The sequence below is a fragment of the Dyadobacter subterraneus genome, assembly GCF_015221875.1.
Classification (GTDB): domain Bacteria; phylum Bacteroidota; class Bacteroidia; order Cytophagales; family Spirosomataceae; genus Dyadobacter; species Dyadobacter subterraneus.
Genome location: NZ_JACYGY010000002.1, coordinates 165,370 through 178,330, shown reverse-complemented (window position 1 = coordinate 178,330; position 12,961 = coordinate 165,370). Strand labels below are relative to the sequence as shown.

Below are 12,961 nucleotides of genomic sequence, written 5' to 3'. Positions count from 1 at the left end.
ACGAAGTTACTTCACTCTTTCATGAATAACAAAACACATTTTAGTGTCTGGAAATATGTTTTAAATAATAAATAAAACTTCATCGCTGAATTTATTTAACAGTCGTTTCTGACTTCTGAATTTTTGTAGTAAAAAAATATTAGTCTATATATTGCATCTAACTAATTTTTATTTGACATTAGAAGTAATTCTATTTTAACCCAGTAAAATACTTCTACTTTAAAAATTAGTAATATTGAAAAAATTCTACTTTGTTGCCACATTAGTTGTATTCATTTCTAATGCTGCATTTGCGCAATACCGGCTGTTATTAAGGAACGAATCGTTCACCCCGGAGAAAAATATTTCTGTGTCAGGCGTTGCTGAGCTAAACCGTAAAAAGATTTCTCTCAACCGGAAATCGTTTGTCATCATACAGTTTGAAGGAATCCCAACAGAAGCAGAAACCAGAGAATTAAACGAAAACGGAATACAGTTGCTCGACTATATACCAAATAACGCCTATTCTGCAACGACCACCGGAAATATTTCCGCCGCTGCTTTACAGCGAGTTAAGGCGCGATCAGTCATCGAATTATCTGCCGCACAAAAAATGCATGTTTCTCTTGCCAACGGAAATTTTCCAGCACACGCAGTCAAAGTTGCGGGTACAGTTGACGTTTGGGTAAGTTTCCCCAAGTCGTTTTCGTTTCAGGAAGTTTCAGATGAATTAAGAAACAGAAGTTTTTCGATCACTTCTGATCTTTTCAAGACATACGGAATACTGGAGTTGCGTATACCAGTCAGCCGTGTAGGCGAACTGGCTCTACTTCCTTTTGTCCAATATGTGCAGGCAGTTCCCAAGAAAGATACACCTGTGAATGACCATAGCACTGTAAATTCGAGGGCAAATGTACTAGGTTCTACTACATCCGGAAATCGTAATTTGCATGGAGAAGGTGTTGTAATAGGGATTGGTGATAATTCAGATCCGCTTTTACATGTAGATTTTACCAACCGGATTATTAACAGGGAAGCTGTGGAGGTAAGTGGATCTCATGGTCTGCATGTAATGGGAACCATTGGCGGCGCAGGTATTATCAGTGAAAAATATAAAGGTTATGCTCCAAAGGCTACTATCCTGGCTCATTATTATTCTAACATCCTGGCGTTTTTACCCACTTATGTCAAAGATTATGGCATGGTGGTAACCAATAATTCTTACGGCAATGATGTGACCAGTTGTGAGTCATTTGGTACTTATGATTTGTATTCGCAAATGTTGGATCAACAGGCTTTTCAGATGCCCTACCTGGAGAATGTTTTTGCAGCAGGTAATAGCGGAGCAAATACTTGCAGCCCTTTTCCAACAGGTTTTGGAAATGTTTTAGGAGGATATCAAAGTGCAAAAAATATCATCAGCGTAGGTAATACAACCTTGGAAGGTAATATTTCAGAAAGTTCAAGCAGAGGCCCGGCAAAGGATGGTCGGATCAAACCTGAAATTGTTGCGCAGGGAACAAATATTATATCAACAATTCCGACCAATGCATACGGATTATCATCGGGGACAAGCATGTCTACGCCAGCAGTAACCGGTAGTATTGCCTTATTATATCAACAATACAGAAAGTTGAATGGTGGCGCCAACCCAAAAAATGGATTGATAAAAGCATTAGTATGTAATGGAGGAATAGATAAGGGAAATGCAGGGCCGGATTATAAATATGGTTTTGGCTGGGTAAATCTTTTGCGTTCAGTAAAAATGCTGGAAAGTAAAAGTTATGCGAATGATTCTCTGACCAATGGATCTTCTAAAACACATACCATTTCAGTCCCTGAAAATACTGCGCAGCTGAAAGTAATGTTGTACTGGAACGATCCGGCCGCAGCAATCCTTTCGAGCCAGACTTTGGTAAATGACCTTGATCTTGAAGTTACGGATCCTTCATTAGTAAAGACTTTGCCAAAACTTTTAGACGCTGCTCCTGCGAATGTAAATAATCCGGCAACAACCGGTGCCGACCATATCAACAATATTGAACAGGTTGTAATTGATAAACCAGCTGCCGGAAATTATACGATCACAATTAAAGGAACGGCCATAAATCAAAATCCAAGACAGGAATATTTTATCGTTTATGACGCCGTTCCAATTGAAACGACTATTACCTATCCGATCGGAAATGAGCACGTTGCCAACGGTGAGTTGATGTACGTCAACTGGGATTCTTATAGTAATGATTCAAATGGATTTTCTGTTCAATATTCTGTTGATAACGGTTCTTCCTGGATTGATATCAACACGGCCGTTGATGCAAGCCTTCGTCAGTTAAGCTGGACAATTCCTTCCGTAACCACGAGTCAGGCGAAAATAAGGATTACAAAAAATGGTACAAATCAGGTGACTACCAGTGAAGCTTTTACTATTGTCGGCGTTCCTGCACCTGTGTTAAATCCTGTTCAATGCGAGGGATATATTGCTATGAACTGGGATGCGGTTCCAGGTGCTACCGATTATGAGGTTATGATGCTGCAAGGTGATGAAATGGTTTCTGTCGGAACAACAACTGACAACAATTATACTTTCAGCGGTTTGTCAAAAGATCAAACTTATTGGGTAACCGTTAGAGCGCGTATCAATGGAAATCCTGGAAGAAGAGGAATTGCCTTGTCTAGAAAACCTGATAGCGGAAGTTGTGCGGGAACGATGTCAGATAATGATTTAAAAATTGATGCAATTCTTACACCTGCATCCTCCGGTCGGAAATTGACATCCACCGAATTATCGGCTTCAACAAGTGTTAAAATCAGAATAAAAAATCTGGATGACGCAAGCAGTAACGAGAATTTCAATGTCAGTTATTATCTGGACAATAATCTTGTAAGAGAGCAGACGATTTCGCCTGTTATCGGTGCAGGAGGTACTTATGACCATACTTTTGACGTAACCACTGATCTTTCAGCTACCCGATCTTACGTGTTGAAAGTAGTAGTAAATAAAGCTGGTGATGCCGTTGCAGCAAATAATTCACTCACCAAAACATTTGTCCAATTAAGCAATGCCAGTGTGACAATGCCATTTTCTGATGATATGGAAGCATTGCCGCAGCAGGAATATTTCACCAGACAAATGGGTTTTTCCGGCTCGGATCGTTACGATTTTACAGGAAGTACGGCTTCCGGACGTATCCGGACTTTTGTCAATTCCGGTGTAGCTTATTCCGGAAACCGGGCACTTACCATGGATACTGATCGCTACATGGCTGATGGAAATACGAATTATCTGGATGCCACATTTAATTTATCTGCTTTCAATGCTGCTTCGGATGATATCCGGATGAATTTCAGATACAAAAATCACGGAGAAGCCAGCAGTGCAGATAACAAGGTTTGGATAAGAGGAAAAGATACTGATGCGTGGATTGAAGTTTATAATCTTTTTACCAATCAAAGCGGGGTTACCGAAGGTTATAAATTATCCGCTGATATTGAAATAAGTCACATTCTGGCGGCAAATGGTAAGTCATTTTCTCCAAGTTTCCAGATCCGCTGGGGACAATTTGGCAAACTTCTGGTTTCGGATGTATACAACGGATCTGGATATAGTTTTGATAATATTCAGCTGTTCCAGGTTTCCAATGACGCCCAACTTGTTAGTCTGAACAATCCTGTTGGCGGTTGTGGAATGGGAAATTCCGAGTTTGTTAAAGTTACGGTTCGTAATAATTCTGCCAATAATCTTTCTCAAATTCCGGTAAAATTCCAGATCGATCATGGTGCTATTATTACGGAAGCAATTACATCTCTAAGCGGAAAAACGAGTGTGGATTATACGTTCACGGCCACTGCGGATTTGTCTGGCCCTGGCCCGCATACTGTCAAAGTCTGGACAGATTTGTCATCAGATTCCAACCGCTCCAACGACGTCATTATTACAGAAATGTACAATTCTCCAATCATTTCTTCCTTCCCATATCTGGAAGATTTTGAAAAAGGAAGCGGATATTGGTATACAGGCGGAACAAACGTTTCTCTGGCTTACGGCACACCTTCATCTACCAAAATAAGCAGTGCTGCAAGTGGAACAAAAGCCTGGAAAACAGGATTGGCCGGATCTTATAGTGTAAACGAAACATCATATTTGTATTCGCCTTGTCTTGACGTTCGTGGTATGGTTGTGCCAACTTTAAGTTTCAATGTGGCACTGGATTTTGAAGATTGCGGAAAAGCAGCCTGTGATGTTGCTTATATGGAATATTCCACAGACGGAATAACCTGGCGCCGGCTTGGTGCAAACAATATTGGAACAAACTGGTACAATAAAACTTACACAAACAACAATGCATGGAGTATCCAGGATTACACGCGCTGGCATGTGGCAACCATTGCTTTACCAGCTGGTAGCGCCAATTTGCGCCTGCGTTTTGTAGTAAAAACCGACGGAGACATTACCCGCGAAGGAATCGCGATTGACGATATTCATATTTATGACAACCGTAACAATATCTATGACGGATCAAGTATGTCCGTAGCAGCGGTAAGTTCTGCCGGGGATAAGGAGTGGGTAAATTATACTTCCAACGGCGCGCTAATTGCCTCTGTGTATGCAAACAACCAAAATCTTGGTGCTACGGATGTAAGGGTATATATGAACTCCGGTTCGTCCATTCGCTACACTAACGGACAATATTATGGCAATAGAAATATCACGATCAAACCAACCAATTATATCCTTTCAGATTCTGTAACGGTCCGTTTTTACTTTCTTGATACGGAAATGGAAAAGCTAATTAGTGCTACGGGTTGCAGTACTTGCGGGAAACCTGCGTCGGCGGTAGAACTTGGGATTTCAAAATACAGCGATACCAACGACGCCAATGAAGACGGAAATGTTGCTAATAATAACAGCTCCGGCTGGTTATTTATCAATGCACCAAAAGTAAAAAAGGTACCTTTCGACAAAGGATATTATGCGGAATTCAAGGTTAAAAATCTCTCGGAATTCTGGCTTAGTAAGGAAACGATGGGTGTTGTAACGCCGTTGCCTGTTGAATTGCTCAGTTTTACAGCAAGAAAAAAAGAAGGTGCGGATTCTTCTCCTGATGTCATTACGGAATGGGTAACCTCAGCAGAAGTTAATTTCAGCCATTTTGAGGTTGAGGTGGCGAAAGGAAATGATGCTTTAAAACTCGGTCAGTTTACAAAACTTGGAGATGTTTTAGCCGACGGAAGTCCCAAAGCCGGCCAACATTATTCTTTTGTAGATTATGAAGCCAACAAATCGGATGTCAGATATTATCGTTTGAAAATGGTTGACCTCGATGAAACCTTCCAGTATTCAAAAGCAGTTTCCGTTGTTTTTGACAATACAATTTCATGGCAGGTTTACCCGAATCCTTCCAAAGATATTTTTAACATCGTATATCAGGCAAATGTTGGTGAGCAGGTTTCTGTGAATGTTATTGATTTGACAGGAAGATATTCATCAAAAAATAATTTGCCCGCAAACGGATCCATTCAAAAGCATCAGATTAATCTGGGATCTTCACAGTTTTCTCCGGGTCTATATCTTGTTGAAGTGGTAGCAGGAAAGAAAAAAGAAGTATTCAGGGTGATGAAATCTTCGAATTAAAGTAAAAACGCACAAGCCGAAAGAATTGGCTTGTGCGTTTTTTATAGTTCAGGTGCTTTTTAAATATGATTTATAAATTTCGGCGCAGTTCGTTTTTTCGAAGATTGTTCATAGGCATAAGCAATACTTAAAAGTCCCGGTTCGTCATAAGATCTTCCCAAAAACGAAAGCCCAATTGGGATTTCTCTTACCAATCCCATCGGAACCGTAATGGAAGGATAACCCGCCATCGCCGCCGGACCGTAAGACCCATAACCTGTCCAGAAATCACCGTTTACCGGATCAATACACCAGGATGGGCCAGTCGCCGGGCCGCACAATGCGTCAAGTTTTTGTTCGTCTAAATGCTGGTCAATAATTTTTCTGACACCAATTATTTTTTCATGAACTTCAAGATATTTGGCACTTTTCAAATCACCCCGCGTTTGTGAAAGTTCCAGAAGATCCTGAGGGAAAATGGGCATTGCCTTTTCCTTATGGTCGTTATTGAATTTAATAAGCTCTTCCAGTGATTTTACTTTGCCGTTTGCTTTGCTGAGGTAAGCATTCAAACCATCTTTAAATTCGTATTGAAGCAATGGGCCTTCGGAATTTCCCAGATCTGTTATCTTGACAAATTCCAGTTCAACAAGTATAGCACCCTTACTTTTCATTAAATCGATTGCGTCCTTAAAAAGAGAATCTACACCTTCGTGTTTTTTCAGAAAAGTTTTTTCAATACCAATTCTTTTTCCTTGTAAACCGTCTGCTTTTAAAAATTGCGTATAGTCAGTCAAAGATTTCCCTTTGCTGCTGGCAGTCACTTCATCATTTACATCAATTCCAGTCATTCCACCTAAAAGTAACGCAGCATCCCGAACGGTTTTTCCAAACGGCCCCGCGGTATCCTGTGTTTTAGAAATCGGTATAATACCTGATCTGCTAACCAATCCGACTGTTGGCTTGATACCTACAACGTTATTCATAGAAGCCGGACAAGCAATGGATCCGTTCGTTTCAGTCCCTACCGAAACTACACACAAATTTGCAGCAACAGCCACAGCAGAACCTGAGCTCGAACCGCAGGGAGAACGATCCAATACATAAGGATTTTTCGTTTGTCCACCACGACTGCTCCATCCGCTGGAAGACCGGTCGGAGCGGAAATTTGCCCACTCGCTAAGATTTGTTTTTCCCAAAATTACTACGCCCGCATTGCGTAATTGTTTCACGACAAAAGCATCCGTTTTGGCAATATTTCCTTCTAAAGCGATGGATCCGGCCGTGGTTTGCATTTTGTCCGCCGTGTCAATATTGTCTTTTAATAAAACAGGAATTCCATGTAATGGTCCACGGATTTTTCCGGCTGCTCTTTCCTTATCCAGTTCAGCTGCAATTTTTTGTGCATCCGGATTTATTTCAATGATCGCATTTATTCCGGGACCTTTTTTATCAATTTCAGCAATGCGTTCCAGGTATAGTTTTACCAAAGATTGAGAAGAAGCCTTCCCGGTTTCCATCATCGTTTTCAGATCATCAACAGTCAGCTCATTAAGTTTAAAGTCAGTTACATTTTGGGCACTATTTTTCGGATGATCTGTTATAGACTTGAAGTCAAACAGGGTTATACCAAAAAGTGACAAACCGGCAAATGAACCTGTATGAATAAATTTTCTGCGTTTCATAGAGCTGTGACAAGAGTGAATCTAAATATACAGGCTTTTCGTCCGATCCTGATTATGTTTTTACATGAAAAATATTAAAATCTGCAACAGAATTTCCTGCTTATCCGAAAGTATAAATAAGGTTTATTTCTGTTTAGTTGATTGAGCTTATGAAATCGCAATACATCCTTTCTATCAAAATGAAGTACTTTTTAGCATTCGTTTTTCTTTTGGGAAATCTCCATTGTTTTGCACAAATTTCCCGTCCCCAGCCAGTTTCGATGATTCTGGATACTGATATTGGTCCCGATTATGACGACGTTGGTGCAATGGCGGTTATGCATGTGCTGGCAGATCGGGGTGAAGTGAAACCGCTGGCTGTAATAGCCAGTAATAAAAACACATTGGTCGCACCAGCAATAGAAATCCTGAACACTTATTTCGGCAGACCGGAATTGCCTATTGCCGGTCCAAAAGGTAAGGCGCCGGATATGGGTGCATCACAAAAATGGCCGGAGATGCTGGCAGCAAAGTATCCCCATAAAATCAAATCGACTGACGAAACACCGGATGCGATCCAGACATATCGTAAAATTCTGGCTTCTCAGCCAGATCAAAGTGTTACAATTGTTACGATTGGTTTTCTTACTAATCTGGCTAATTTATTAGAATCGGAGCCTGACAAAATTTCGAAATTATCCGGTATGGATCTGGTGAAAAGAAAAGTGAAAGAGCTGGTTTCCATGGCCGGAGCTTTTCCAAATGGCAGGGAATTTAATGTATATATTGATTCAACAGCTGCGGAAAAAGTATTTACAAAATGGCCGACACAAATTATTTTCAGTGGTTTTGAAATAGGAAAGGAAATTAAAACCGGATTACGCCTGGTTGCAGATCAAAAACTGGAAAGTCCGGTAAAAGACGTTTATGCCTTGTCAATGCCGCAAAGTAAGGACGACGAGCAAGGCAGAATGAGCTGGGATCAGACGGCTGTGCTCGTAGGTATCCGCGGAGCGCGGCATTATTTTGATTTGAAAAGAGGGAAAATGATCATGAATGGAGGAAAGAATTCATGGAGCGACGATCCCATGGGGCCACATGCCTACCTGACACCAGAAATGCCGTTTAAGGAATTGACTATGGTGATAGAATCTTTGATGATGTTTCAGGGAGCAGGCAAATAATTTATGATTCCCGGAAAAGAAAAAGCGGACTTGCCTGAAATCAGCAAGTCCGCTTTTTCTTTGGATAACAGATTTAAACGACCATAGCAGTGTTATCAGCCTGGTTTTTTGCATCACCCACAGCATCCTTAATGATATCAAAATCATGGCGCAAACGCTGTGTGAAAAGTGCCACATCAAAACTGTGAACGACAATATTGGCTCCTTCCTTAATCCACTGAATCTGGCGTTCAGGTTCCAAAGAAAAATGAATACCAATGGCAAGTCCTTTGGCTCTGGTTTTTTTGATTATCGTTTTAACGGCCGCTTCAAAATCAGGATGGTCATATTGCTCCGGTAATCCCAGACTTACCGATAAATCATGCGGACCGATAAAAACGGCATCCAGACCTTTTACTGACAGTAAATCGTCCAGTTTTTCCATCGCCGGAACACTTTCGATATTGGCTATACAAATATTTTCAGCGTTGTGATTCTCAACATAACTTTTTACAATCTCGGGAATCGGCTCAGTTCCGTTTAGGTATTTTGTCAGCAATTCTCCTTTTAGCGGACGATATTTTGTCGCGCCAACCAGTTCCAAAACCTGATCAACCGATTCAAGATACGGAGCTACAATACCTAATGCGCCGCCATCAATAGCCTGACAAGCCAGAAACGGATCCGGACACGGAATGCGCACGATCGGTGTAATATTCAAAGCACGGAATTGCTGACATAAAACCGCTAGTTCATTTCTTCCTAATGGAATGTGTTCAGTATCGATGAAAACGAAATCTACCCCGGTGCGTTTGATGGCAGCAGGCCACATTGGTCCTGTTGATGTGATGCAGGTTCCGTATACGTTTTCGCCGTTTTTTAATTTTTGTAAAAGTCCCATTTGACAATCTTGTTGTAAGATATTTATTTTTTAATTAACCAGATTTCAGTAACCTGAGATCCTCTTTCTCCTTCGCCGCAGTTCCAGATGAAAGTGACTTCACCGTCTGAAATAGCCGCTTTCGGTACATCAAATTCATAAATCGGCGTTTCTCCCGTTTGAATAAAATCATGAACGGTCTGGCCATCATCCGTCGTCATTTTCATACGCGAACGGAATCTTCCGGTGTAGGCGATACGGATGCGGTAATCAGCTTTTGGATCAATTTCATCGTAATGAATTTTCAGCGGCTGGTCGTACAAAGTTTTTACCTGTTTCATCCAGACACGCGGCGTTACCTGTCCTTTAAATCCGGTTGCCTGAATTTCATCCACCCATTCTTCACCAACTAATCCAACGCCAAAACTTGTTCTGGGCGACAGCAAACTTCCCGGATCTTCTTTCCAGCTCAGATTCTGAACAACCCGGTGCCAGCTTTTAGAATCTCCAAAATGATCATAAAAACCACCAGGACCGGAATCTGTGCGATGCAGCATTTCATGAATTTTTTTCAGTCTTTCAGATTCGTCGGATATTTTCTCAATTTGTCCGAACTGATCCAAAAGCCAGGGCGCATCATTGAGCGGCATATTGATCAAGTCGATAAAATTTCCCCGACCAGACATGGCGCCATGTTTTTTAATAGTCAATTGTGCGCCGATACTTTTAAATAATGAATCTGCCAGGGAATGACATTTCGCCTGATAGTCTAATAAAATCGGTTTTTTCCAGGCAGTTTCCAAAATGCCTTTTGCTTGCTGAATTGATGCTAACGATGTTCCGGTTTTTGCATTTTCCAGAATTTCTTTCGCCTGCGATTCTAAGGCAGTTTCATAAATTAAACGCTGACGGGTATAAGCGTCAAAATACGCTCGGATCAATCCCATTTGAAAACGTGCAGTTTGCTGGACTTTCAGCGGTGCTTGTTTTTCAATTTGCTGCCATTGCAGTAAGGTCCGGTCTACACTTTCGTTAGTAAGTAACTCACCACGCCAGTTATTTTCCAGCGCGACAATTCCCTGTGCAAAAGTTTCTGTAAAATCCGGGCTTATGAACAAACGTGCGTAATCGCGAAGTGTTTCAATTACAGGCCGTTCCGGATCCCAATCCTGGTCGCTCCAAACAAATTTGTTGACGTCATCATTTGTTCCTTCCGAATAACTGATACTGCCAACGCCATATTGGTCAAAAGCGTTATGAATTGCTTTTTCATCGTGTGGGCGTGGATTGATACTTTCTCTTCCCAGCGTCATCGCATAAGCCAGATCCCAATTTGGGACAGGATATTGAGAGCTGTAATTATGGGTAATGTCCGGATAATGACGAATGGGAATGGAAGGTTTTACAAGTTCCCGGATTTTCTGCACCGGCAATTTTATCCAGGGACCAAAAACGACTCCGCCAAACCAGGAATATTCTTTATTGACATGAGAAAAGAACGCATCAAACCACTTTTGCGTCGGACGGAAAACTTGTGGGGAAACCCAGATTTTAGCCTTTGGATGATATTTTTTTAGTAAAACGGCTTCTTTTTCAAGCCAGGCAAAAAGAACATCCGGTTCCAGATCTCCCGGATCGCCGGCCGGTACAAAAACAGCATCGAGTTTTGGCAGAATGGAAAATATTTCTTCTCTTTCTTTCAGTTCTTTTTTGATTGAATCCGGATTTGCATAATCTTTCCCAAGGTTAGGATACCAGATGGAAACATTCAAGCCATATTCTTTACAAATTCTGGATTGTTCAACAATCATTTTGATTGCAGGCAGTTTCATATGCGGACTGGTGAAATCATCATCCGTTCTTGGCGGCATAATTTCAATACTGTTTGCACCAAAAAGTGAAAGATCCCTGATATACTGATCAAATCCTGCGACAGAAAATGCATCATAAGCATTGGTTTTTGGCCGGTATCCAAGCTGATGTCCACGAATCGGATAGCGCGGACTGGTAGCTATGGCGAGGTCTTCTTCAACATGAATTTCCCCCTGCCGGATTTCCATATTCCGTAACAAACGGCCAACACCATATAAAATTCCTCTTGCATCTTTTCCAACAATCAGAACGGTTTTTTCCGTTGGTAAAACCAAAAGTTTAAAGCCTTCACTTTTAATTTCTGGCAATTTATTCAGAGATGTTTTATAGGAATCTGCGAGTTTTGGAATATCATTTTCAAGGGCAACGATAATAGTTTCCTGTCCTGATTTTGGCAATTTTTTGACAATTTGAAATTTGATACCACTGCGCTTTTCAACTTCATTTTGCAAAACTTCCAAACTTCTCAGTAAAGTATTTTTATCCGAAACAGTCGTATATAGCTGTGCCTTTGAAAGGTCAAGTTTTTGCGCTTTTGCATTTTGGGTAAGCGAAAAAAAGCATGTAATGAATAAAAAGCTAAAAATGGACTTATGCATAATCATTTATAATTTGGTAACCAGTCATTTATTGCCGGTTCATTCAGGTTATAGTTTGATGAAAATCTTTTTTCTGTAAAGCAGCAGCGCGGGTATAAAATTGATTGATACGAAAAGTAAAGCATAAATCAGACTGGCCAGTTTTGGAGCAAATCCGACTGAAATGAAGGTATCGACAAAGTGCTGATTTAATGTTTTCTCACCAAAAGGCAAGAGATAAAGGAAAAGTGCAAAAACATCGGCGAGAACATAAATCGTGATGGCATTTGCGCCGAAAATGATACCGGGTTTTGTACCTTTTTTATAACCCAGAATATCAATTATAAAATATAGGGCACCAAAAAGCAATGCAGCGAAACCGGAAGTAACCAGGACGAAAGAACTTGTCCAGATATTTTCATTCACCGGAAAACCAAGTCCCCAGAAATAGCCGGCCGCCGCGGTGAAAAGCCCGATGGTCATCAGATAACTTACTTTTTCAGTTTGGGAATAATTGGTAAGCATTAATGCTCCCGCCAACATTCCGGTAATTCCTGTTACGATGGATGGAAAAGTGCTTAGAATTCCTTCGGGATCCCAGGTGCCCTGCCACATTTTTCCGGGTAAATATTGCTGATCAACCCAGGCTGCGAGATTAATACCGCGTTCCAACATTACTTTTCCATAACCCGGTGTTGGAATTAAATTCATCGCAAGACAATAGAGAATCAAAATCGTAACGCCAATGATTGCCTGTTGCTTCCAGTTTGTATTCAGAAATAAAATGGCGCAGATCAAAAACACGATCGCAATTCTGTGCAAAGTGCCGGTCCATCGTAAGTGCATCAAATCGAAATCCGGCATCATGTTTAGAAACATGCCTACGGCAAATATTTTTAAAGACCGGATGACGATCTTTTTATATAATTCGTTTTTAGGACTTTGATCTTCCAGTTTTTTTGAAAAAGCAAAAACAATGGAAACGCCCACAATAAAGAGGAAAAAAGGAGCGACAAGATCTGTGAAAGTAAGTCCGTTCCATTTGGAATGACTTAAAGTGGCATAAACATATTCTTCGCTCCCCGGAAAGTTTACCGTGATCATCAGCGCAATGGTAAAACCACGCATGGCGTCCAGGGAAACTAGGCGAGTTGGGGCATCACTGCGATTAATCATATTTTCCGTTTTTAGATTTATATACGGAGCGGAAT

The 12,961-nt window shown here is 41.0% G+C and carries 6 protein-coding genes; 2 read left to right on the top strand and 4 right to left on the bottom strand.

Annotation, left to right across the window (positions count from 1 at the left end; all coding sequences use genetic code 11):
• Nucleotides 1–235: 235 nt before the first annotated feature.
• Nucleotides 236–5,614: a S8 family serine peptidase gene (locus tag IEE83_RS26050; protein WP_194123687.1), complete on the top strand. Its 5,379-nt coding sequence runs from the start codon at nt 236–238 to the stop codon at nt 5,612–5,614.
• 59 nt (nt 5,615–5,673) lie between these two features.
• Here the strand turns inward: IEE83_RS26050 and IEE83_RS26045 are convergent, their stop codons facing one another.
• Nucleotides 5,674–7,278, bottom strand: a complete 1,605-nt coding sequence (locus IEE83_RS26045) for an amidase (protein ID WP_194123686.1) — start codon at nt 7,276–7,278, stop codon at nt 5,674–5,676.
• A gap of 149 nt (nt 7,279–7,427) precedes the next feature.
• Here IEE83_RS26045 and IEE83_RS26040 point away from each other — a divergent pair, with 149 nt between their 5' ends.
• On the top strand, nt 7,428–8,441 hold the full coding sequence (locus tag IEE83_RS26040; protein ID WP_228102081.1) for a nucleoside hydrolase: 1,014 nt from the start codon (nt 7,428–7,430) through the stop codon (nt 8,439–8,441).
• Nucleotides 8,442–8,514: 73 nt separating this feature from the next.
• Here the strand turns inward: IEE83_RS26040 and IEE83_RS26035 are convergent, their stop codons facing one another.
• The 3 genes from IEE83_RS26035 to IEE83_RS26025 are packed head-to-tail and all read right to left on the bottom strand — an operon-like array spanning nt 8,515 to nt 12,926.
• Nucleotides 8,515–9,321, bottom strand: coding sequence for an HpcH/HpaI aldolase family protein (locus IEE83_RS26035; RefSeq protein ID WP_194123685.1), 807 nt, complete (start codon nt 9,319–9,321; stop codon nt 8,515–8,517).
• Between the two features lie 23 nt (nt 9,322–9,344).
• Entirely contained in the window at nt 9,345–11,771 is a 2,427-nt protein-coding gene (locus IEE83_RS26030; protein ID WP_194123684.1) for an alpha-glucuronidase family glycosyl hydrolase, read from the bottom strand.
• 48 nt (nt 11,772–11,819) lie between these two features.
• The gene (locus IEE83_RS26025) at nt 11,820–12,926 is read right to left on the bottom strand and encodes an acyltransferase family protein (protein ID WP_194123683.1); all 1,107 of its coding nucleotides are present in this window, start codon (nt 12,924–12,926) and stop codon (nt 11,820–11,822) included.
• Nucleotides 12,927–12,961: the final 35 nt, after the last annotated feature.